The sequence below is a fragment of the Lacrimispora sp. genome (assembly GCF_046972725.1).
In the GTDB taxonomy this organism is placed as follows: Bacteria; Bacillota; Clostridia; order Lachnospirales; family Lachnospiraceae; genus Lacrimispora.
The window spans coordinates 622,402-645,496 of record NZ_JBKVXF010000002.1; the positions used below are offsets into that span (position 1 = coordinate 622,402).

Consider the following 23,095-nt stretch of genomic DNA (forward strand, 5'->3'; position numbering starts at 1 on the left):
CATACTTGCAAATATCGCAATAACTGTCATAATAATATCATGAGTAAAAGGAAACTTCAAGACAGATATTAAAAAAGGTGAGGTGGATTAAGATGACAAGTGAAATGTTAAATATAAGGGGCATGACATGTGCTGCCTGTGCGCAGCGAATTGAAAAGACTGTGCGAAAGCTATCCGGAATCAATCAGGCTACGGTGAATCTGGCAAGTGAAAAGCTGTTTGTTGAATATGACGATGAAAATCTGGATCTTTCCGCCATTAAAGCGGCAGTAACAAAAATCGGCTATGAAGTTGCAGAAAAATCGCCCAATGCCCGTGTGACCATTCCAATTGGGGGCATGACCTGCGCTGCTTGTGCAAGAAGGGTGGAAAAAGCCATTGGAAAGCTGGAAGGCGTAGAAGAAACTTCGGTGAATTTCGCCACAGAAAAAGCAATGGTTACTTACGCCCCCCAGACCGTAAGGCTTTCCGCAATCCGGGGAGCTATTGAAAAAGCCGGTTATCAGGCTTTGGAAGTGAATAAGGCGGATGCAGCAGATGAGGACCGTGCAAGAAAGCAGCGGGAGATAAAGACTTTATGGACGAAGTTCATTGTTTCTGCTGTATTTTCCATTCCTCTTCTTTATATAGCCATGGTGCCTATGATAAAGATCGTTCGCCTGCCGTTTCCGGCAGGAATCGATCCCATGCAGTTTCCTTTGATCTACGCACTGGCAGAGCTGTTTTTAGTAGTACCGGTTATCGGAGTGGGATATAAATTCTATACCATTGGATTTAAGGCCCTGATTCAGAGAAGCCCTAATATGGATTCCCTCATTGCCGTGGGAACTACGGCAGCAGTTCTTTACAGTATTTATAATACCTTCCAGATTGCGGCCGGACACTTTATGGCGGTGGAATCCCTGTATTTTGAGACAGCGGGTGTTATCATTACCCTTATTTTACTTGGAAAATCCTTAGAAGCGGTTTCCAAGGGAAGGACCAGCGAAGCGATTAAAAAGCTTATGGGTCTGGCACCAAAGACAGCTACCATACTGGTGGATGGCGTTGAAAAAGAGATTCCTATTGACGAAGTGGAAATCGGAGATATAATTTTAGTAAAGCCAGGTGAGAAGATTCCGGTGGATGGTACGGTCATAAGCGGTCATACAGCCATTGACGAATCCATGCTTACCGGTGAGAGTATGCCGGTGGATAAAAAAGAAGGAGATCCGGTATACGCGGCTTCCTTAAATACCACGGGAGCTTTGCAGTTCAAAGCAGAAAAGATAGGCAGCGACACCGCGCTGGCTCAGATCATCAAGCTGGTAGAGGACGCTCAGGGGTCCAAGGCCCCCATCGCCCAGATGGCGGATATTGTTTCCGGATACTTCGTTCCGGTGGTCTGTACCATTGCACTGCTATCCGGGATTGCCTGGTACTTTGGAACCGGTGGGGATCTGAAGTTTGCTCTTACCATATTTATTTCCGTACTGGTGATTGCCTGCCCATGTGCACTAGGGCTTGCAACCCCTACCGCAATCATGGTGGGAACCGGAAAGGGCGCGGAGAATGGAATCCTCATTAAAGGAGGAGAAGCGCTTGAAACGGCCCATAAGATCACGACCATTGTATTTGATAAAACCGGTACCATTACCGAAGGAAAGCCAACGGTGACCGATGTGCTGGCGGCCGATGGAATCTCCAAAGAACATCTGCTGCAGCTTACTGCTTCTGCAGAAAAAGGCTCCGAGCACCCTCTGGGTCAGGCCATTGTCCGCGGGGCAGGAGAAGCAGGGCTTGAAATTCTTCCTGCCGGGCAGTTTAAGTCTTTAACGGGACTTGGCATTGAAGCCAGAATCAATGGAGAAGATGTTCTTGCCGGAAACCGGAAGCTGATGGAGGAGAGAAACATTTCCTTAGCTGGAATGGAAGAAAGCTCTGACCGTTTGGCGGAAGAAGGAAAGACACCCATGTATGTGGCTTTAAACGGACAGCTGGCAGGGATCGTGGCAGTTGCCGATGTCGTGAAGGAATCCAGCCGTGCGGCCATTGAAAGCCTTCATAAGATGGGGCTGGAAGTGGCTATGATCACAGGGGATAATAAGAAAACCGCAGCAGCCATTGCAAAACAGGTAGGCATTGACCGGGTTCTCTCAGAAGTGCTTCCACAGGATAAATCCAGTGAGGTAAAGAAGCTGCAGAGCGAAGGAAAAAAAGTTGCTATGGTAGGAGACGGTATCAATGACGCACCTGCCCTGGCTCAGGCGGATATCGGAATCGCCATCGGCTCAGGAACAGACGTTGCCATGGAATCGGCAGATATTGTTCTTATGCGGTCTGATTTGATGGATGTGCCGACAGCCATTCATTTAAGTAAGCAGACCATCAGAAACATCAAACAGAATCTTTTCTGGGCCTTCGGTTACAATGTAATTGGAATCCCCATTGCAGCAGGCCTTTTGCATCTGCTCTTTAACGGCCCGTTATTAAATCCGATTTTCGCAGCGGCAGCCATGAGCTTAAGCTCTGTATCCGTACTGACCAATGCGCTGCGGCTAAAGAGATTCAAACCAGTGACAGGAAAGAGGTAAACCCGCATGAATAAGAATGGAAAATTAATTGCAGCGATTGGCGGAGCCGTAATCGTAGTGGCGGCAATCGCAGCAGCAGCCATAAAGACAGCAGGCGGAGACCTTGACGTAGTTGGAAAGGATTCTGTAAAATCCTTTGAAGCTGTTCTAAATGCGCTTCCCGGCCAGGTGACGAAGGATGAAGCCAATGCAGGCTGGTCTTTGCGTGCACCAGACGGAGAAGTCCGGTTTATCTGGAGTGAAGATTACAGCAAAAGCCCTCTTTATGATGTCATGCTGGAATTTGATGCAGCTCCTTTTGTAAAGGCAGGGCTTGATTCAGAAAAGCTGCCGGATCATTATGCATTTCATGATGGAAAGATTACGGTTGGAACCAGGTTCGGAAAGGACCAACGGACTGATAAAGGGGAGTCTGCCCCTCTTCTGGCTTACCGGCAGATCGTGAAGCACTACCGCAGTGCTATCAATTACCATACTGCCATGGACCATTACGGCGTAAAGCTGGGGGATGGCAACCTGTTTGAATGGGCAAAAAATATGGAAACCAATACAGTCTCCAATGAAAATCAGGATAAAGACATCGTCTTCGTTCTGAATCCGGACCCCCTGCTGGCGGCGGGAGTCGATCCTGACAAAGTGGAGGGCTGGGTATATGCAGCTGTTCCTGTAGAAGAAAACGGAAAAAATTTAGAGGTATACAAATTTCTAAAACCGTTTGATTTAAAATAAACGATTATAATGGAGGTAATACAAATGTCAAAGACAATTATTAAAGTGGAAGGTATGTCCTGTGAACATTGCGTCAAAGCAATTACTAATGCAGTAGGAGCGGTAGAAGGAGTGTCCGGAGTGTCTGTGGATCTTGCAGCAGGGACCGTAGCTGTTGATCATGACCCGGAGAAAGCTCCTGTGGATAAATTAAAATTTGAAATTGAAGATCAGGGCTACGACGTAGTGGAATAAAGAAGCCGGGAACTGCTTACAGCAGTTCCCTTTTCCTGTTTATTTTGATGAAATCGAGGTGTGTGGATGGGAAAGAATTTAAAGAATGTACTGATCGTTGATGACGAACCCAAGATACTGGAGGTAGTCTGCCGTCTCTTGGAGAGCAAAGGCTACCGCCCGCTGCCCGCTGAAAACGGTAAAAAGGCTTTGGAACTGTTTGATACAGAAAATATTTCTCTTGTACTTTTGGATCTTATGCTCCCGGACCTTTCCGGAGAAGAGGTGTGTACTGCCATCCGCAAAAAATCCCGTGTTCCGGTGATTATGCTAACGGCCAAGGTGGAAGAAAATGATGTGGTGGAGGGATTTGGACTGGGAGCCGATGATTATGTCATCAAGCCTTTTGGATTAAAAGAACTGTCTGCCCGCATTGAGGCGGTGCTCCGCCGGACAGAAAGGGATCTGGTGCCGCTGACCAGACGTAATTCCTTTAGAGACGGAGATCTGGTGGTGGATTTTGAAAAACATGAGGTGCGGAAAAAAGGTGAGGTGGTAACGCTGACTAAAAGGGAGCGGGATATTCTGTCTGCCTTCATTAAATATCCGGGAAAAGTATTTACCAGAGAGGAATTGATTGAGGCAGCGCTTGATAAAGGGTTTGCCGGATATGACAGAGCCATTGACAGCCATATCAAGAATATAAGGAAAAAGCTGGAGGACGATCCGAAATCTCCGGTATACATCCTTACGGTTCCAGGAATTGGATACAAATTCGGAGGGTGACCGGAATGAATAGTTTAAAAAAACAGCTGTCCTTATCCATTTTTCTGGTGCTGTTACTGACTGTATTTCTCATTGGCATTCTTTCCAACTGGTTTATTAACCGGGAATTTGAAAAGTACATGACCCAGCTTGGAATCGAGAGAAGAGAAAACGTGGTGGAAGAATTAAGCCACCAGTATGATAGTCTCAAACGAAACTGGAAGCTTGATTACGTTCACGCCATCGGTATGAATGCCTTATACGACGGCTATATCATAAAACTTTATGACATCGGCGGAAATATGGTCTGGGATGCAGAAAACCATGACATGAGCCTTTGCGGGCAGATTATGGATGAAATCTCAGTCCGCATGGAAGAGAGAGGGTCAAAGGGCGGTTTTGTGGATAATACCTATGAGCTTACCCAGAATGGAAAAAAGACAGGAAGCGTATCCATCAAATACTACGGCCCGTTCTTTATGAATGAGGCGGATTTTGATTTTATCAATGTCATGAATAAGGTCCTTATTTTCATTGGAGTTCTCTCCGGCATTTGCTCTGTGGCAGTGGGATGCCTTCTTGCCCGAAGAATATCCCGTCCGGTTACGAAGACCGCTTACATTGCCAAACAGATTTCAGAAGGCAATTATAACATTCGGTTTGAACCGGGAACCAGAATCAAAGAGCTTGACGACCTTGCGGCTGCCATCAACCAGCTTTCCGATGCTCTGGGCAAACAGGAAAACTTAAGAAGACGGCTGACGGCAGATGTGGCTCATGAACTGCGGACCCCCCTTACCTCACTGAGCTCCCATCTGGAAGCCATGATGGAAGGATTATGGGACCCGACGCCAGAGCGACTTTACAGCTGCTTTGAAGAGGTGAAGCGGTTGGGAACGCTGGTTGCAGACTTAGAGCAGCTTGCAAGGATGGAAAGTGAAAATCTGACATTAAAGAAATCCCGGATCGATCTGTTCAGCCTTGTTAAGGTCGTATCAGAAACGATGAACGGGGAGATCAAAAAGAAAAACCAGTCCTTTCAGATGGAAGGGAAACCGGTGTTTGTGGAAGCGGATAAGGACCGGATCAGTCAGGTCCTTGCAAACCTGCTTTCCAACGCAGTTAAATACACACCGGAAGGGGGAAGCATAAAAGTTCTGGTTTCTGAGACTTCCAAATACGGCATCATAAAAGTGACGGATAACGGAATCGGGATTCCGGAAAGAGAACTGCCCCTTATCTTTGAACGCTTTTACCGGTCAGATAAATCCAGAGACCGGAGAACCGGCGGCGCAGGCATTGGTCTGGCCATCGTAAAATCCATTGTTGAAGCTCATGGAGGGACGGTAACAGCAGAAAGTTCAAAGGAAGAGGGAAGCTGTTTTACCGTAAGTATTCCATTTTCCCAGGGATTCCAATAAGAACTAAAGGTTTGTATGCTTTTTTCGGTATTCACTTGGAGTCATATGAAAGGTTTCTTTGAAAATACGGTTAAAATGTTCCGGATTTAAATAACCGATGATTTCACAGATAGAGGAAATGCTTAAATTCGTTGTTTTAAGGGCACGGCATGCTTTCTCCAACCGGATATTCCGGATGATCTGGACAAAGGTCTTTCCTGTATGATCCTTAACAAGTTTACTGAAATGAGGGACGGAAAATCCAAAATGTTCAGCGGCAGAGGAAAGAGTGATATCCATAAAGTTCGCCTGGAAATAATTTAAGATATCCGGTAATGCCAGGTTTTGGTGAGTCGTGTTAAGGAAACTCTCCAGATGGTTTTCATGATGCCGCAGGAGTATGACCCAAAAGGTCATAAGATAACTGTCAAGCAGAGAATCCGAGTATTTTTTATGACCGTAATATTCAATATAAATATCTTCAATAAGAGAACGGATTACAGTGTCTGACTGTGTATGAAACAGCAGATAGTTGTTTTCCGTTTTTTCATATAAGGTATGAGAGAAAAAATGGGACAGCGCATTGTTATTTGTGAACAGCTCAAAAAAGGTTCCATGAAAGGTGCTGGATTTAATCATGACATTGATGATAACACTGTCATCAAATACAGCAATGCTGTGTTTGGTTTCCGGCGGAATGATACACAGATCACCAGCCCGGCAGGTCTGTTTTTTGCCCTGAATCGTATTTATGCAGGTGCCTGAATAGACGTAAAAAAACTCGTAAAATTCATGCTTGTGGAGATATTCTGGTGAATAACGGTTGTGTTTTGCAATGTAAATGTTCTGAGAGTATGTTTGGAAGAATTCATTTTCAGATATATAGGGAAACCATGAGTCATGAAGACTTGGTACGTAGAGCTGATGCTGCTCAATAAAATTACGGTCCAGGGTATCAACATATTGAGAGAAAGTTTCCGGATGTTCGCGTTCCGCGTTGTAAAGGCTGCGGTAAAAAAGCTCATCTTTCGTATAAGAATGTATAAAGTTGTTAAATCTGTCTTTATCTATTTTCATAAAAATCCCCCGGTATCTTTTTTCATTATCAGGATTATACCATCTTTAAAAATATCAAGTCAATCTCTTAAAATAGTCAATAGGAAAAAGAAATTCGGAATGATATGATGTCTGTATCAGATAAAGGAGAGGGGTTTTATATAATGAATACAATAGAAAAAGATATGAAAAAAAGTCTATGGCGCCAGCGGATCGGATACGGTTCCTCCGACTTTGCATGCAATTTGATTTGGCAGGTCATTTCTTTATACCTGCTGTATTTTTACACAGATGTCATGCATTTAAATGCCGCAGCGGTAAGCGTAATGTTTTTAGTGACAAAAGTTTTTGACGGTTTTACAGATTTGGCTGTGGGATTTCTGATTGACAGAACAAACACGAAGTGGGGAAAGTCAAGACCCTGGATATTCGCAGGCGCCATTCCGTTTGCGATTACTGCGGTTTTGGCATTCAGTGTACCCGATATATCCCAAAAAGGAATGTTGATTTATGCTTATGTCACCTACATGCTGCTGTCTTTGGCCTATACGGTAGTGAATATTCCCATGGCATCTATCTTGCCGGCTTTGACAGCAGATTCCAGGGAAAGAACCAACTTGGCGACCAGCCGTGTCTTTTTTTCATACATAGGTTCAACCGTTGTGTCCGCATTTGCCCTTAAATTGGTGGACCAATTGGGAGGAGGAAATGAAGCGGTAGGATTTCGTATCGTAATGATGATTTTCGGCGCATTAGGCTGTCTGGTATTCTTTTTCTGCTTTTTTAATACAAAAGAAAGGGTGCGGATCAATGAAGAGAAAGTGAGTATAAAAGCGAGTTTAAACTGTCTAATTCATAATAAACCGTGGCTGCTGTTTGCGGCAAACATTATCTGGTTTTTCGGCGGATATGTAATACAGGCGGGAGCAATCATTTTCTATTTTACCTATAATTTGAACAATAAGGAGCTTTCCAGTGTTGCGGCGACGATCACAACTTTGATTCCCGTAGTGACAAATCTTTGTGTTCCATTTTTATCACGACTGACCACAAAGAGAAATCTAATGATTGCAGGGTCTGTATTACACGGAGCCGGGCTGATCATCATCTTTATCGGCGGCAGTTTCGTTCCTCTTGTACTCGTTGGAGTGGTAATTGGAGCTCTTGGCTATGGGTTAAAGGGAAGTATGCATTTTGCCATTCAGCCGGATCCTGTTGATTATGGGGAATGGAAGTCCGGGGTCAATATCTCAGGAACCTTATCTGCTGTAAATGGCTTTATCGGTAAGGTGGGAATGGCAGTGGCAAGCTCTGTTGCAGCTGCAATGCTGGCCGCAAGCGGCTATGTAGCCAATGCTCCGGTGCAGCAGGCTTCTGCGTTACATGCAATCAGCGCAATGTATATCTGGATTCCAATCGCAACAAATGTATTAACAATCGTAACGTTTTTATTCTATGATCTGGATAAGAAGCTACCGGAGATCAACAAAGAATTAGAAGCAAGAAAAGCAGGAAAGTGAACAGAAAGGGATTATTATGGCAGCAATCAGTATTGATTTAGATATGAAGAGAATCACCAACGATAGATTTGTGGAAAAGGCAAAAAAACTAGAACCAAAGTTGATGGAAAAGCAGGTGAAACCGGTAAAAATTGTGTCTATTGATGAAACCGGGAAAGCAGTCCCACGGGCGGACATTGGTGATATGGGGCACATTGCCTTAAAGAAAGGAGAATCAATCGTTCTTGATTTTGGTGATCACCAGGTAGGGTATGTCAGCTTTCAATTGAAGTCCGTAGGAAGTCCTCAGGATGCACCGGCTTATCTGAGGTTTAAATTTGGTGAGGTATCAAAAGAAATAAGGGAGAATTCGGAGGAATATGATGGCTGGATCAGCAGCAGCTGGATTCAGGAAGAGTACATTCATTTGGACGTGCTGCCAGCTTGTCTGCATTTGCCAAGGAGATATGCATTCCGTTATATAGAGATTTATGCAGTTGATACTTCTTTAAAGTTTCAGGTCGTGGTGGAAGAGGCAGTCTGCAGGGCGGTTTCGGCGGTAGATATGGAAGTGGTAGAGCCCATTTCTGAAGCAGAACCGGTTCTACAGCGAATGGACAGAGTCAGTCTGAGGACGCTTCAGAATTGTATGCAATCCGTATTTGAGGATGGACCCAAGCGTGACCGGAGACTTTGGCTGGGAGATTTAAGGCTTCAGGCTCTGGCAAATTATGCGACATTTAAAAATTATGACCTGGTAAAACGGTGCATGTATTTATTTGCCGGACTAACGAGAGACGACGGGGCGATAGGAGCCTGCCTTTTTACAGAGCCGGAGTATCTGGTGGATGATACGTTCCTGTTTGATTATTCTCTGTTTTTCCTTTCCGCCTTAAAAGACTATTATGAGGCTACCAGGGATAAAGATACGTTAGAAGAACTCTGGCCGTCCGCATACCGTCAGGTGGAATTATCCAGAATGCGTTTTGATAAGAGAAACGTGATTCAGGAGGGGGACAATAACTGGTGCTTTGTTGACTGGAAAGAAGGACTGAATAAGCAGGCCAGTGCGCAGGCAATCTATATATATGCACTGAATGACGCAATTTATCTGGCCGGGATCTTAAATCAGGTATCTCTTGTGGTGGAACTGGAGGAAGAACGGAAACGGTGTGTCAGTGCAGCCCTTACTTATTTTTGGGATGGGAAACAAGGGGTATTTGTCAGCGGAGAGAACCGTCAGATTTCTTATGCAAGCCAGGTGTGGATGGTTCTTGCTGGTGTAAAAACAGGAAAAGAAGCAAAAATGCTGATGGATCGTATTGTGGAGCTGCAACCAGAGATGGGAATGGTAACTCCCTACATGAATCATCATTTTGTAGAGGCTTTAATCCTCTGCGGAGAGAAAGAAAAGGCGATGGATTACATGAAATATTATTGGGGAGATATGCTTGAACAGGGAGCGGATACATTTTGGGAATTGTATAATCCGGACAACCCTCAGGAATCCCCTTATGGCTCGTCAGCAGTAAACAGTTATTGCCATGCATGGAGCTGTACCCCTGCTTATCTGCTCCGTAAGCTGTCGAATGTGGAGGGGAATCCATGGAATATCTTGTAATTGATTCGGGAGGAACCTTTATTAAATATGCGGTCATGAATGAAAATGCGGATATTCTTGAAAAAGGCAAGGTGAAGACCCCGGATCATAGTAAACATACATTGGAAGATTATCTGGAGATTTTGTATTCGATTTTTCAACAGTATGGCAGAAATGTGAAAGGCATTGCCATGAGTTCCCCCGGAATTATAGACAGTGATACGGGATATTGTTATTCGGGCGGGTCTCTGACCTATGTTTCCGGACAGAATATGGCGGAACTTTTAAAAGCACGCTGCAAAGTGCCTGTTACCATTGAAAATGATGGAAAATGTGTTGCTCTGGCAGAAATGTGGAAAGGAAGCCTGAAAGATGTAAAGAATGGCATCGCACTTGTGCTGGGGACGGCAGTTGGAGGCGGTTTGATCATAAATGGAAGTCTTTACAAGGGTAGGCATTTTTCAGCAGGGGAATTCAGTTATATGGCCGTGGAGGAAAAACGTATCGATCAGGAGGAGGGATACTGGGGATCAACAAATGGAGCCGATGCTTTGGCAAAGTACACATCCATAGAAACGGGAATCCCACAAAAGGAACTTGATGGGATAAAGATTTTTGAAATGGCGGGCAAAGGTGATGAACGAGTGCTAAAAGCCTTGAATGTCTATACAAAAAAACTTGCGGTGCAGATCTATAATTTACAGGCGCTGCTTGATGTAGAGGCAGTTACCATTGGAGGCGGTATTAGCCGGCAGCCGCTGTTACTGGAATATGTGAAAAAAAACATAAGGGATTTGTGTGAGAACCATCCGTACCGTAAGCTGTCTCCATTCATTCCTATGCCGGTTGTCACAACCTGTTATTTTTTCGATGATTCCAATTTGGTTGGTGCATTGTATCATTTTTTAAATAGTAAAGGGCTGCTTTGACATTGGAAAGCAGTCAATAACGATGATGGACGTATGTTTGAAAATAGAAAATAAGGCTGATCCTTTCTGTGCAGCACTCTTTTTTGCAAGTGTCGTTAAAAGCGAAAGATCCGGTGGAGTTTCCTTATTATTGCTATGGAAACTCCACCGGATCTTTCGCATCTGCCCTTATAACTCCCGGCAGTTCTATTGGTATGTCCAGATGCATATATCTAATTATTTTCCGCACTGCGATTATGAACATGGATATCGTCAATCAATGTAAAACGGCTTTTGTTATAAGTCAAAATTCCTTCCGCCTGTAATTTGCTCAGCTCGTTGGAAAGGGCACTCCGGTCAATGGAGAGATAATCTGCAAGCTGCTGTCTGTTAAAAGGAATATAAAATGTAGAGGAATTGCTTTTTAAGGATTCCGCAGAAAGATAGGAAAGCAGTTTTTCCCGGATAGTCTTTTTGGACATATGCTGCATCTTCTTTGTCAGAATCATATTTTTCCGTGCAAGGGAAGATAACAGATTCTGGATCAGGCGGGTATGAAAGGTACAGTTGGAACTGCATACGGTCATAATCCGGTTCATATCCATAAAAACCACATCGCACTCGCTGTCACAGATCACACTCATCTCAATGGGAATAGAAGAAATGCAGGCGTAAGTCTCCGCAAACAGATTGCCTGGAAGCAGCTCAGAAATAATGGTCCGCTTTCCCCAGAAATCCTCCTGTATAATAAGTGCAGCACCGGATACGATCATTCCTACAAAATGTATGTAATCTCCGCTCCGGATAATGAATTCATCTTTTTTGTAGTGTTTCACATGGGCGGACAGACATTTTAACATGGACTGAATTTCTTCTGGCGTAACCCCTTGGAAGAGATTTGATTTTTTTAAAACAGGGAGATATTCCTGCATTTGTCCCACCCTTTCAAATAATTTTTTTATGTTGTAATTACAACTGAAATGATGTAGATATTATATTATAATCTCCATAGAAAGGCAAGGAGAAAATAAGGAGGAAACCCTATGGCAGAAAAAATCTTGAAGAATATAGAGCATGAAGAAATTGTGGCATTGTCTGATCTGGTTCATGTTCAGGAGGGGCAGATCGTAAGCAAGACTCTCTCCCAGAATGGAGCGGTGAGCATTACTTTGTTTGCTTTTGATAAGGGAGAAGAAATCAGTTCCCATGATTCAAATGGTGATGCTATGGTAACTGTTTTGGAAGGCAGAGGGAAGTTTACCGTAGATGGAAAAGAGTATTTTCTCGATGCTGGCCAGACCCTTGTTATGCCGGCCCAAAAACCTCATGCAGTTTACGCAGAGGAATGTTTTAAGATGTTATTAGTTGTGGTTTTTTAAGAGAGGTCAGAAAAATAGATGGACAGCAAGAGGTTTTGGTTTCAGTGTGAACCGGCAGGGGGCAGCAGCGTCTGTACGGGGAATGAGGAGGTATGGGGCGATTTGGAAGTTATTGCAGACTTGCAGGATGAGCTGACGGGGGCTTTGATCGGTCTGGCAAAGTCCTGTGGGAATCATCAGATGCTTCCAACCACCACAAAAATCATTGCGGAAGGGTTATTTACCACCATGACCAGGGAGAAATATAATGATCAGGTCTTAGTGGAGATGATCAAAAAGGTACGGGAGGAAAAAAGCAGAGTGGCACCCAACTGCAGCAGCTGTCTTTCCGTCTGCGGCAATACTTCCGATTACGATATGAAAGAAATCTGGGAGGCGGAGGAAGATATCCGTTCTTTCAAGTCCCTGATTTTATTTGGAATCAGGGGTATGGCAGTGTATACGTATCCTGCAATGGTCCTTGGGAATGAAGAGGAGGCAGTCAACCATTTCTTTTACAAGGCTTTGTCTGTCATTAGTTATGATCTGACCGTGGAACAGCTTCTTCCGGTGGTTTTGGAAGCTGGCGAAATGAATTTAAAATGTATGGAGCTGCTTGATAAGGAGAATAATGATCTCTATGATTTAAAACAGCTTTTAAAAGAGACCAAAGATAAGGAACTTTCTTTGTCCGTGTTATTGTCAAGGTACGAACAAAAGACGGTCTCCATTCTTTTGACCCTGTGGTACCTTGGAATTAAAAATATTAATTTAGGGACCTCCCTGCCTGCGTTTTTATCCCCTGGAGCACTTAAGCTCCTGGTTTGACTATATGGAATGTCCCCGGTGAATAACCCGTAAGAGAATTGAAAAATGATAGAATGATATCAGGAGGAATGAATGATGATAACGAAAGACATGTATATTGGAGAAATTTTAAGAAGCAATCCGGAAGCAGCAGAAATCTTAATGGGATGCGGCATGCACTGTCTTGGCTGCCCTTCTTCTCAGATGGAGTCTTTGGAAGAAGCATGTATGGTACACGGACTTGACATAGAAGGAGTCCTTGAAAGACTTAACAACTAATTACAGAGAGGAAAGAGGAACGGTATGAGCGCATTTTTAGGACCGATTCATGTTTGGTTATACAATAAGATTAAATTTCAGGATGCAATGGCAGATGTGATTTTAGACCTTGCAAAGGACAAAGGCTTTGGAGAACTTAGAGAAAAAACAGACAGCAGATACGGAAAGCTGCCGGAAGGAAACTTGGAAGACCTGGTCGATACCGGTAATATTCACGGCTGGCTTCAGGAAAAAGTAAGCCTGGTAGAGAACCGGCTGGCTTATGCAGTGACGGAACTGCTGGCAAAGGCTCCCGATAGTCTGCCTCTTATGGAGGAAGCCATCCGCCGGTTCGGGAAAGAGAATCCGGTAGAGAGCGGTTCCACAGCCAAAGCTGCATTTGATTATTTAGACAGCAAGCTGTTAAACGGAATGCCCTGTGATCATGTCAATGAGCTGGTGGAGAATTCCGAAGACAGGCTGGTCTGGAGACAGGCTCAGGATATCCACGGTGCTTACTGGTCCATGATTCAAGGAGATGTAAAACATTACTATGCCTTAAGAGAATCACTGATGAAGGGAATGCTTGATGGTTCCGGAATTGAGTTTTGTCAGTTAGAGGATCAGGTATATGAGTTAAGGAGATGAACATCATGTACGGAATAGATTTGTTAATGAAGGAGCATGAGAATATTCTGGACTTTACCGCTTTTTTGAGAAAGATATCTGCCGGTATTTTAAATGGGGAACCGGTAGACGGGAAACTGCTGCGGGAATGCGTTGAGTTTGGAAGAAACTATGCAGATAAACATCACCATGGAAAAGAAGAAAAGATTCTGTTTCAGTTCATGCTTGATCATATGGGCCCTGTTGCAGAAAAACTGATTAAAAATGGTATGCTGGTGGAACATGATCTTGGAAGATTATATCTTTCCGAGCTGGAAAAAGCCGTAGAGGAATATGAGAAAGATCCGGTGGATGATCATAAGCTGGATATTATATCCAACGCAGTGGGATACGGTGCTTTACTAAAGCGGCATATTGATAAAGAAGATGAAGTTGTCTATACATTTGCAGTCCGTGCATTGACCGAAGAGCATAAAAAGGCTGTGGATGAGGAAACAGAGACCTTTGAAAAACAGGCAGAGGAGCAGGGGGTGCAGGACCATTACCTGACCTGGCTTCATGAAAAAATAAAGTAACAGTCATCAGGAGACGGTCTGTAAAACAGGCCGTTTTCTCTGTTAGAGAACCGTACAAAAGAAGGGAGCATTCAGATATGGAGCTAAAACATTACATGGAACAGCACGAACGGATCAAGGAGGAACTTAACATATTGAACATGCTGTGCAAAAAGCCGGATCTGGAGCAGACAGCATCCGAGATCGCGCTGCATATCAACAGTCTGGCCGGAAAGTTAAAGATACATTTGTCTTCCGAAGACAAGTATCTCTATCCGTCTTTTCTTCATTCCAATGATTCAAGGCTGGTCGCTATGGCCGGGGAGTATCAGAAGGAAATGGGTGATTTACTGGCTGTATTTACAGAATTTAAAGAGAAATACAATACCAAGTTTAAAATTCTTTCTGAGAAAGCAGGCTTTTATGGAGAGGCAAATAAAATCCTTCAGGCCATTGAAAAACGGATGCAGAAAGAAGAAAAAGGGTTATATCAGCAGGTGAAATAAAGAAAGAGTCGTGAGAAAAAGCTCCTTTTCGGGGGCTTTTTCTATTTGCAAAGAAGTTTCAATTCTCCTGTTCTTGTGAAAAACAGTGATTTAGAGTACAATAAAGAAAGGACAGGAGTGAGGTGGAAGTTATGGAAGAAGATAACAAATATCATGCGCATACATCGGCAGATGGGGCAGAATTTACCCATTGTCATGAGGAGGGACAACCTCATGCTCATAAGAATACAAAAGTAGTTTTAAACCGTTTGTCCCGTGCCATCGGGCATTTGGAATCCGTGAAACGCATGGTGAGTGAAGGAAGAGACTGCAGTGAAGTGCTGGTTCAGCTGTCTGCGGTGATCTCAGCGCTTAACAGTACCGGAAAGGTCATTATAAAGGATCATATTGAAAATTGCATCGTCGAAGCCGTTGAATCCGGAGACAGAAAGGCCATAGACGATCTGAATCATGCCATAGACAGGTTTATAAAATAAAAATATCCCCTGGGGAGGCTTGTTGCATAAGCGCCGTTTCTACTATACTTAATGGAAAAGTATTTTTAGGGACAGAGGTGCGGAACATGAGAAAACGTTTGACTATTTTTTTCGCTGCCGTATTTGCGGCAGTTTCTTTGATTGGCTGTAACAGAAGCGCTGTTACAGCTGCCGGAAATGAAGCTATGGGAAAGAAATGGCTAAAGATATCGGAATCCTTTGCCCCTCAGACCCTGGACCCCCATCGGAATTACCAGGGCTGGTATACCTCGGTCTATGGGGTAACGGAAGCTCTGTTTTTCATGAATGACCAGTCTTTAGTAGAACCGCTTCTTGCAGAACGTGCAGATGGGGACGGAGCCTTATGGACCATCAGGCTGAAAGAGAATGCTGCTTTTTCCAATGGGAATCCCGTAACTTCGGATATGGTCATTCGGAATTTAAAGGCAGCCGGAGAAGTCAACTCCCGTTTTGCATATCTGTCCGGTTATACGTATAAGGTTCTGGACGATAAGACATTTACCATTGACACAGGAACGGTTTATCCCACGCTTCTTAACGATCTGGCAAGTCCGGAGCTTGCCATTGTGGATCTTGACAGCAGCGAAGATATGAAAACAGAATTGGTTGCTACCGGACCGTTTATCATTTCTTCCTTTGAACCGGAAGGAACGGTGGAGGTCGTAAGAAATGAGCATTACTGGAATGGGGAGGTTCAGCTGGACGGTGCAGTCTTTTATTATATGCCGGATGAAGATACTGCGCTTATGGCCATGCAGAACGGAGAGATCGACAGCTATACCAGTGTGACTTCCGATGCGGCCGAGCTGTACCGGAAAGACCCGGAGACCTATCATCTGACAACAATCCCGGCCACCAGGCTGCAGTTTTACATATTAAATGAAAACAGAATGAATTCCAGATTGAGAAAAGCGGTGAATCTAACCGTGGATTCCGAAGCTATTGAGATTTTTTTAAACGGAACCGTAACCAAAACAGACGGTCCTTTTCATCCATCAGCGCCTTATGGAAATGTCAAGAAGAAGAAAACGGATGTGAATGCAGCCAAAGCCCTGCTGGAAGAAGACGGTTATACCTTAAATGCAGATGGCTTTTATGAGAAGGATGGAAAGGTACTGACATTGAATTTATCTTATTATGCAGCAAGAAGTCTGGACACTCTGGCGGTTTTGATGCAGGAACAGTTAAAGGCCGCAGGCATACAGACAGTGCTGACCTGTGAAGAAGACCCGGATGGAACCTATATTGCAACAGGAGATTTTGATATTGCTCTTTATTGCATGATCGCAGATAAGGCAGGAGATCCTTATTATTTTATCAGCTGCACCCTTTTAGAGGGAGCGCCTTATAACTGCGGCGGCTTTTCAAATCCGGAGGTACAGGAGAAGATCCTTACTCTGGAAAAAGAACCGGATATAAAAAAACGCGCGCAGCTGGCCAATCAGATCATTCAGGCGGCGATGGATGACGATGGGTTTGGATACGTGGCATTATTTAATAAGATCACGGTCATGAGAAACGGGGTGACCGGTGTTTCAGAGAATAATCCGTTTGACTTTTACTTTTTAAACGCTAAGACAGATATGGACTAGGATAAGATTATGAAAAAATATGTGGTGAGCCGGTTTTTACAATTGATTCCGGTTTTATTTGGGATAACCTTTTTAACATTTGCCCTGCTTTTTCTTGCTCCGGGAGATCCGGCACAAAGAAAACTGAGTGCCCAGGGAATCGCTGTGACCAGAGAGGTCCTTGACCAGACCAGAAAGGATATGGGGCTTGACCGCCCCTTTATCCTCCAATACGGAGGCTGGCTGTCAGGGCTTTTGCGTGGGGATCTTGGAGTCTCTTATAAAGACGGAACACCGGTGGCAGATAAACTTTCAAAAGCCTTGAATTACACGTTGATCTTAACGGTCAGTGCATTTTTACTGGCACTGGTGATTTCCCTGCCGCTTGGCATTTTCTGCGGAGTGAGGAAGAATGGATTCCTGGACCACACCATCCGTCTCTTCTGCTTTGCAGGTAATGCCATTCCGGGATTTCTTCTGGCCGCTTTATTCATGTACTTTTTTTGCATTCGCATAAGGCTTTTTCCAGTCATAGCAAAAAGCAGTATTCAGGGGCTGTTTCTGCCTGCACTTACCCTTTCCCTTCCACTTGCCAGCCGTCTTATCCGACAGGTACGTGCGGCGGTTCTGAACCAGATGGAGATGGAATATGTGGATGGCGCAAAGGCGAGAGGGGTGTCAGAAATGTATATCCTGGTTTTCAACGTCCTTCGCAATGCCATGATTTCCATACTTACAGTCCTTGGAATGTCAGTGGGTGCCTTCATGGGGGGAAGTGTGGTGATTGAGAGCATTTTTATGTGGCCGGGGATTGGAAAACTGGTGATGGATTCCATCACTGCAAGAGATTATCCTGTGGTTTTGGGGTTTGTTTTGATTATGACTTTGATATATGTGGTCATCAATCTTCTGGTTGATATCAGCTATCATTTCTTAGACCCCAGATTGGAGGAACTGTAGATGAGAAGTGTCAGAAGGCGAATCGTCTTTTCCCTGTTTTTTGTATTCCTTTTCATTGGAATCAGTGTTCTGGCCCCTTCCCTTGTTCCCAATGATCCTTATGCGATCCAGGCATTCTACCGAAAAGGCGCTCCTGTCATGGAATTTCCCTTTGGCACGGATAAGCTGGGGCGCTGTATCTTTTCCAGAGTTTTGATGGGCACAAGGACTTCCGTTTTTTCAGCGCTTTTCGTGGTCATGGCGTCCATGGCAGCAGGAACTGGCCTTGGCTTGGCTGCCGGATTTTACGGAGGGATGTTTGACCGGCTGGTGATGCGCATCTGTGATGTTTTTCTTGCATTTCCTCAGATGGTTCTGGCAATTGCGGTTACAGGGCTTCTTGGCGGAAATATGGTCAATGCCATGATTGCTCTTGGTCTTACTGGCTGGACTTCTTATGCAAGGCTTGCCAGAGGCCTTGTAATGGGCATAAAAAAGGAAGCCTATATAAGCGCGGCGAGACTGAGCGGTGATGGGGCTTTGCGGATCATGGCAGTGCATATTCTTCCTGGAATTGCAGGAGAGCTGATTGTCAATGGGTCTTTGCAGATTGGAACGGTGATGATCGGGTTTGCAGGGCTGTCCTATCTGGGACTGGGAGTTTCTGCTCCGGAGGCTGAGTGGGGATCCATGATCAATGAAGCCATGGGCTATATGCAGCAGGCACCGTGGGCGGTTCTGGCTCCGGGAGCTGCACTTTTTGTAACCGTTTTGGTATTTCAACTGCTTGGAGATTCTCTAAGGGATTATTTTGGAGTGAGGAGAGAGCACTATGGATGAATTGGTTCTGTCCATAAAGAACTTATCCGTTAATTACGGAGAACAGCAGATTTTGTCGGATGTTTCCTTTGATGTAAAGCCAGGAGAGATTCTTGGCATCGCGGGAGAGAGCGGATGCGGGAAAAGTACTCTTTTAAAAGCCATAGTTCCAAAAAGGTCCTCCGGTCTTACCATTTCCTCCGGAAGTATGATCTTTGAACATAGAAATCTGGTTTCTGGAGACCAGGAAGCAGTAAAGGGAGTGTGCGGGAAAGAAATCGGTATGATAATGCAAAATCCCAAGGGCTCCTTTAATCCCATCCGCACATACCGGAATCAGTTTATGGAGACATTAAAGAGTCACGGGTTATATTCAAAAGCGGATTTTGAAAAACAGGTACTTGATGCATTGAACAAGCTGAATCTTTCTAACGGCTCAGAGATTTTGGACAGCTGTCCCTGTGAAATGAGCGGAGGGATGAACCAGAGGATTGCCATTGCCCTCTCACTTTTATTAAAGCCAAAGCTTCTTTTAGCGGATGAACCGACCAGTGCTCTTGATGTTACGGCTCAGGCTCTTGTAATAGAAGAACTCCTTCGTATAAGAGACTATACAAATACAGCCATAATCTTAGTCACCCACAACATCGGACTTCTTTCAGGCATAGCGGATAAGGCAGGAGTCATGTATCAGGGGCGTCTGGTAGAATGGGGGGATGCAAAAGAGGTGCTTCATTCACCAAAGCATTCCTATACCAAAAGGCTTTTAGCCGCAGTGCCAGAGCTTCGTTTGCGGCAGGGAGTTACTCCTAAGAGGACCTCAGAAACTTTACTGAAACTGGAAGCAGTGAGTAAGGAATACAGAAGAAGAAAGACTCAGTTCCCGGCCCTTTCAAAGATCAGTCTGGAAGTAAGAGCAGGAGAAATACTTGGAGTGGTTGGGGAAAGCGGAAGTGGGAAGAGCACACTTTTGGGAGTTATTGCCGGGCTATGGAATCCGACCAGGGGGGCGGTGTTTTTTCAAAACAGATGTATGGGAAGCGAAAGGACCAGACCGGATTTAAAAAGGATCCAGATGGTCTTTCAGAACGCAGCAGAATCCTTTGATCCCAAATATCCCATCCGCCACTCCATCAGCGGAGCACTGAAAAATCTCTGCGGCATAAAAAAAAGAGAAGAACGGAATAAAAAAATTGATGAACTGATGGAGCGTGTCGGTTTAACGCCTGAATTGGCAGACAGGTATCCGTGGCAGCTGAGCGGAGGACAGTGTCAGAGAGCAGCAATAGCCAGAGCCATTAGTGTGGAACCAGGGCTGCTCCTGTGTGATGAGATCACAAGTGCGCTGGATGCTCCCATTCAGGCAGATATCATACAGCTGCTGAAAAAACTGGTGGAGGAAACGGAAATGGCGGTTGTTTTCGTTTCCCATGACCTGGTGCTTGTGAGCAGCTTTTGTGAAAAGATCATGGTGCTTCATCAGGGAAAATGTGTGGAGGCGAAAGCAGCAGAAGCCTTAATAGAAAATCCCATAGAGGATTGTACAAAACGGCTGCTTGCATCTGCAGGAATCGGGAGGAGTATGTTAATTGGAACGGATTGAAGAACGAGTAAAGCAATATTGGACCAGGCGCGCCCGTGATTTTTCTGCCGTACGCAGAACGGAGCTGGAAGATGAGATCAGTGACCGCTGGCTTGCAGAGATCAGGCGATACCTTCCAAAAGACAGGCCCTTAAAGATTCTTGATGTGGGGACTGGTGCCGGATATTTTGCGATACTCCTTGCAAAGGAAGGACATGAAGTCTGGGGCGTCGATATAACCCCTGCTATGATCGAAGAGGCAAAGAAGCTGGCGGCGGACTGTCAGGAATCTGTCTGCTTTCAGGTGATGGATGCACAGAAGCTGGATTTTCCCGATGGAATGTTTGACGCAGTCATTGCCAGAAATTTAACATGGACATTGCTCCGGCCAGAGCAGGCATACCGGGAATGGCTGAGGGTACTTACTAATGGCGGAGTCTTATTGAACTTTGATGCGGATTACGGGCATGAAGTATCTCAGATGGAGTCAGGGGAGAAGGAAAATGCTTGGAGCAGTTCCGGTTGTCATAAGGGAATGACAGAAGAACTGCTTACAGAGTCCAATCAGATAACCAAAGCAATGGAGATCAGTCAGAATCGGAGGCCGGAGTGGGACCTTTTGGTACTACGTGACATGGGATTTAAAAACTGTAAATGTGATGTGGAGGCAGGGGACCGTATCCTGCGGGAGCAAAATGGCAAAGCGGCGCCGACGTTCCTGATCACTGTGCAAAAAGGGATTGACGAATGAAGGCTTACCTTTAAGCAGGCAGAATGGTATGAAGCTCCGAGATAAATTCCTCAAAGCTATCAGCGGAGATGAGCCGCTGTTGTAATTTTGTATTGTTGACAATTTCGATCATACTGTCGTAGAGGTGTACCAGATCCTTCTGCATCTCCTGCTTGATGGCCAGCAGAAAGACGATCTGTACGGTTTCTGCCTGTCCCCACTCGTCATAGCCCCATACCAGAGGCTTTTTAAGGATGGCCACAGCCACCTTTGTATCTTTTGCGCAGAGGCTCATCGGATGGGCAAGTGCAAATAACTCATTCATATTTGTTCTGCCCAGCTTTTCCCGTTCCAGAACAGAAGCGATAAAGTCTTCTTCCACAATGTCTTTTTCCGCCAGCCTTTCACAAAGCATGGCCAGCAGTTCTTCTTTGTCTGAAACGTGGGACAGCTTAATAAACAGTTCTTTCTGGAAAAATCCTGATTTCTTTTCTTTTTCTGTCACGTCTATGGTAGTCAGGAATCTGGCAATGGCTTCTATGTCTTTATTCTTCAATGCAAAATCCACAGTGATGTTTGGAAGGATTCCGTCATTTAACGGACTGGTGGATATGGCACAGTCCGCATGGCTTAAGCTTTCTTTGTCCAGATTGATATATTCATTGTAAGAGACAGTCCTGACAATTTGGATATGCCCCTCAAAAGACATCATAAGTCTTGCTTCCAGCATTCGTAAGGCAGCCTGACCGTTGCCGCATACAAGAATGACATTCTTCTTTTTCAGCCCCTTTGAGATAAATATTTCCATGGCCGCACAGATGTGTACCGCCACATAGCCAACATCCTCCTCATTCAGCGTAAAAGGAGGGGTGTCAAAGACCTGGGAAAAGGCGGTCAGGGTGATCTCAAAGGCCAGAGAGTAGTTGTTCTTAATGGTATTAAGCAAAGGATTGCGGATATTCAGCCCTAAAGACTTGCTTATAAAGATGGATTTCATGTGCCGAAAGAGATTGGTAAGAAGGACATCATCCTGGCGCAGGTCAAAGCTGTAATTTTTATAAATGATTTCCAGAGATTCGTCAATGCAATGCTTGAGCCATACATCATCGATATCCGTGGCCTCCATATGAGTATTGGACACCATGTGCAGATACATATACAGCTTTTCCCCTTTGGATACGGCGATATCATAATGGGACTCAATTTCTCCGCACAGACTGTTGATAATGGCCATAATGGAAAAGTCCGTTTCAATGTCGGCTACTGTTACATAGTGGTTGCTCCTGACTCTGGTAATCATAAGAGCCAGATGGATAATCAGGTTTTTCAGATTGTAATCGCTGATATCAATGCTGCGTTTTTTCAGCACATCCAAAGTGATCTGCTTTAGGTCATCCAGATTTACTTCCTGAAAGAGAAGGCGCTCGTCCCTGGTAAAGCCTGTAATGTAAATATCATTATCAGATGTGATCACATGTGCCATGATGCATCGGCGTTTGTCCTCCTCCTTACCGATGATTTTTATTCCGGAGCTGAGCTTTGAGATACATTCCAGATCATACCGGTCCAGAATCCGCTTGATGGTCTTTAAATAATTATTGAGCGTATATTTTGAAATAAATACGGTCTCCATAATCTGATCAGGAGATATATAGTCTGCAGCAAATAAAAGCGTACTTAGGATATAGCGGATCCTGTCATGGGAGGACTCCAGTTCCATGGTATCTGCCGATGCAGCTTCCAGACTTTCCTTAAACTGCCCGTATGCGGGCGGGTCCGTCACATCAATGTAATAACCGAATTTTCGTTTGAGTTTAATGGAGGCGCCATGAGTATTCAGGACTTTGTTGATTTCCTGAATATCGCCTCGTATGGTCCGGGGAGTGACATGAAACTTGCCGGCTACCCGGTCCGATGAAACATAGTCATGTTTTTCTATATAATTCAATATTTCATTTAATCTTCCGTATGGGAACATCGATCACTTACCTCCCTGTTTTTATTATCTCCAGGCCTTTTTTGTCCCGGCTTTTATATATATTATAATAGATTCTATGAATAAAATATAGATATGTCATTTCCACTTTTATCTGGAAGCAGGTTA

Annotated in this window: 23 protein-coding genes; 20 read left to right on the forward strand and 3 right to left on the reverse strand. The window is 44.6% G+C overall.

Going from position 1 to position 23,095, the window contains the following annotated elements:
• Positions 1–92 precede the first annotated feature (92 nt).
• The 5 genes from ACLTWA_RS11220 (at position 93) to ACLTWA_RS11240 (ending at position 5,701) form a co-directional block, all read left to right on the forward strand.
• Positions 93–2,573, forward strand: coding sequence for a heavy metal translocating P-type ATPase (locus tag ACLTWA_RS11220; RefSeq protein WP_412327785.1), 2,481 nt, complete (start codon positions 93–95; stop codon positions 2,571–2,573).
• 6 nt (positions 2,574–2,579) lie between these two features.
• Complete coding sequence (locus tag ACLTWA_RS11225) at positions 2,580–3,302, forward strand: hypothetical protein (protein WP_412327786.1); 723 nt, start codon at positions 2,580–2,582, stop codon at positions 3,300–3,302.
• Between the two features lie 24 nt (positions 3,303–3,326).
• Positions 3,327–3,536, forward strand: a complete 210-nt coding sequence (gene copZ / locus ACLTWA_RS11230) for a copper chaperone CopZ (RefSeq protein WP_412327787.1) — start codon at positions 3,327–3,329, stop codon at positions 3,534–3,536.
• A gap of 66 nt (positions 3,537–3,602) precedes the next feature.
• The gene (locus ACLTWA_RS11235) at positions 3,603–4,301 is read left to right on the forward strand and encodes a response regulator transcription factor (RefSeq protein WP_412327788.1); all 699 of its coding nucleotides are present in this window, start codon (positions 3,603–3,605) and stop codon (positions 4,299–4,301) included.
• A 5-nt stretch (positions 4,302–4,306) separates the two neighbouring features.
• The gene (locus ACLTWA_RS11240; RefSeq protein WP_412327789.1) at positions 4,307–5,701 is read left to right on the forward strand and encodes an ATP-binding protein; all 1,395 of its coding nucleotides are present in this window, start codon (positions 4,307–4,309) and stop codon (positions 5,699–5,701) included.
• A 3-nt stretch (positions 5,702–5,704) separates the two neighbouring features.
• On the opposite strand, the gene ACLTWA_RS11245 is transcribed toward ACLTWA_RS11240, so the two are convergent.
• Positions 5,705–6,757 (reverse strand): AraC family transcriptional regulator, encoded by a 1,053-nt coding sequence (locus tag ACLTWA_RS11245; RefSeq protein ID WP_412327791.1) that lies wholly within the window; start codon positions 6,755–6,757, stop codon positions 5,705–5,707.
• Positions 6,758–6,900: 143 nt separating this feature from the next.
• On the opposite strand from ACLTWA_RS11245, the gene ACLTWA_RS11250 reads away from it, so the two are divergent.
• From ACLTWA_RS11250 to ACLTWA_RS11260, 3 genes are read left to right on the forward strand one after another with little or no spacing between them, the layout of a single operon-like run.
• Positions 6,901–8,256, forward strand: a complete 1,356-nt coding sequence (locus ACLTWA_RS11250; protein ID WP_412327793.1) for a glycoside-pentoside-hexuronide (GPH):cation symporter — start codon at positions 6,901–6,903, stop codon at positions 8,254–8,256.
• Between the two features lie 16 nt (positions 8,257–8,272).
• Complete coding sequence (locus tag ACLTWA_RS11255; RefSeq protein ID WP_412327794.1) at positions 8,273–9,856, forward strand: cellobiose phosphorylase; 1,584 nt, start codon at positions 8,273–8,275, stop codon at positions 9,854–9,856.
• Entirely contained in the window at positions 9,841–10,764 is a 924-nt protein-coding gene (locus ACLTWA_RS11260; protein ID WP_412327796.1) for an ROK family protein, read from the forward strand. Before ACLTWA_RS11255 ends, ACLTWA_RS11260 begins: the two co-directional genes overlap by 16 nt.
• Positions 10,765–10,976: 212 nt before the next feature.
• Here the strand turns inward: ACLTWA_RS11260 and ACLTWA_RS11265 are convergent, their stop codons facing one another.
• Positions 10,977–11,675, reverse strand: coding sequence for a Crp/Fnr family transcriptional regulator (locus ACLTWA_RS11265; RefSeq protein ID WP_412327798.1), 699 nt, complete (start codon positions 11,673–11,675; stop codon positions 10,977–10,979).
• Positions 11,676–11,786: 111 nt separating this feature from the next.
• Between ACLTWA_RS11265 and ACLTWA_RS11270 the strand changes: the two genes are divergently transcribed.
• The 12 genes from ACLTWA_RS11270 to ACLTWA_RS11325 all read left to right on the forward strand — a co-directional run bounded on the left by ACLTWA_RS11270 (position 11,787) and on the right by ACLTWA_RS11325 (position 21,012).
• Positions 11,787–12,122 carry a cupin domain-containing protein gene (locus ACLTWA_RS11270; protein ID WP_412327800.1) on the forward strand — a complete coding sequence of 112 codons (336 nt, stop codon included), beginning with the start codon at positions 11,787–11,789 and terminating at the stop codon, positions 12,120–12,122.
• 18 nt (positions 12,123–12,140) lie between these two features.
• Positions 12,141–12,929 carry a hypothetical protein gene (locus ACLTWA_RS11275; protein ID WP_412327801.1) on the forward strand — a complete coding sequence of 263 codons (789 nt, stop codon included), beginning with the start codon at positions 12,141–12,143 and terminating at the stop codon, positions 12,927–12,929.
• Between the two features lie 72 nt (positions 12,930–13,001).
• Positions 13,002–13,187: a DUF1858 domain-containing protein gene (locus tag ACLTWA_RS11280; RefSeq protein WP_412327802.1), complete on the forward strand. Its 186-nt coding sequence runs from the start codon at positions 13,002–13,004 to the stop codon at positions 13,185–13,187.
• A gap of 24 nt (positions 13,188–13,211) precedes the next feature.
• A complete protein-coding gene (locus ACLTWA_RS11285; protein WP_412327803.1) occupies positions 13,212–13,814 on the forward strand; it encodes a hypothetical protein in 603 nt (200 codons plus the stop codon).
• Positions 13,815–13,819: 5 nt separating this feature from the next.
• Positions 13,820–14,368 carry a hemerythrin domain-containing protein gene (locus tag ACLTWA_RS11290; protein WP_412327805.1) on the forward strand — a complete coding sequence of 183 codons (549 nt, stop codon included), beginning with the start codon at positions 13,820–13,822 and terminating at the stop codon, positions 14,366–14,368.
• A 77-nt stretch (positions 14,369–14,445) separates the two neighbouring features.
• Positions 14,446–14,853 (forward strand): hemerythrin domain-containing protein, encoded by a 408-nt coding sequence (locus ACLTWA_RS11295; RefSeq protein ID WP_412327806.1) that lies wholly within the window; start codon positions 14,446–14,448, stop codon positions 14,851–14,853.
• 131 nt (positions 14,854–14,984) lie between these two features.
• Complete coding sequence (locus tag ACLTWA_RS11300; RefSeq protein WP_412327808.1) at positions 14,985–15,329, forward strand: metal-sensing transcriptional repressor; 345 nt, start codon at positions 14,985–14,987, stop codon at positions 15,327–15,329.
• Between the two features lie 86 nt (positions 15,330–15,415).
• Entirely contained in the window at positions 15,416–16,942 is a 1,527-nt protein-coding gene (locus tag ACLTWA_RS11305) for an ABC transporter substrate-binding protein (RefSeq protein ID WP_412327810.1), read from the forward strand.
• 9 nt (positions 16,943–16,951) lie between these two features.
• Positions 16,952–17,881 (forward strand): nickel ABC transporter permease, encoded by a 930-nt coding sequence (gene nikB, locus ACLTWA_RS11310; RefSeq protein ID WP_412327811.1) that lies wholly within the window; start codon positions 16,952–16,954, stop codon positions 17,879–17,881.
• Positions 17,882–18,700 (forward strand): ABC transporter permease, encoded by an 819-nt coding sequence (locus ACLTWA_RS11315; protein WP_412327813.1) that lies wholly within the window; start codon positions 17,882–17,884, stop codon positions 18,698–18,700.
• Positions 18,693–20,282, forward strand: a complete 1,590-nt coding sequence (locus tag ACLTWA_RS11320; protein ID WP_412327814.1) for an ABC transporter ATP-binding protein — start codon at positions 18,693–18,695, stop codon at positions 20,280–20,282. Before ACLTWA_RS11315 ends, ACLTWA_RS11320 begins: the two co-directional genes overlap by 8 nt.
• A complete protein-coding gene (locus ACLTWA_RS11325) occupies positions 20,269–21,012 on the forward strand; it encodes a class I SAM-dependent methyltransferase (protein ID WP_412327815.1) in 744 nt (247 codons plus the stop codon). The genes ACLTWA_RS11320 and ACLTWA_RS11325 overlap by 14 nt, the downstream gene beginning before the upstream one ends.
• Positions 21,013–21,022: 10 nt before the next feature.
• Here the strand turns inward: ACLTWA_RS11325 and ACLTWA_RS11330 are convergent, their stop codons facing one another.
• Positions 21,023–22,969, reverse strand: coding sequence for a BglG family transcription antiterminator (locus tag ACLTWA_RS11330; RefSeq protein WP_412327817.1), 1,947 nt, complete (start codon positions 22,967–22,969; stop codon positions 21,023–21,025).
• Positions 22,970–23,095: the final 126 nt, after the last annotated feature.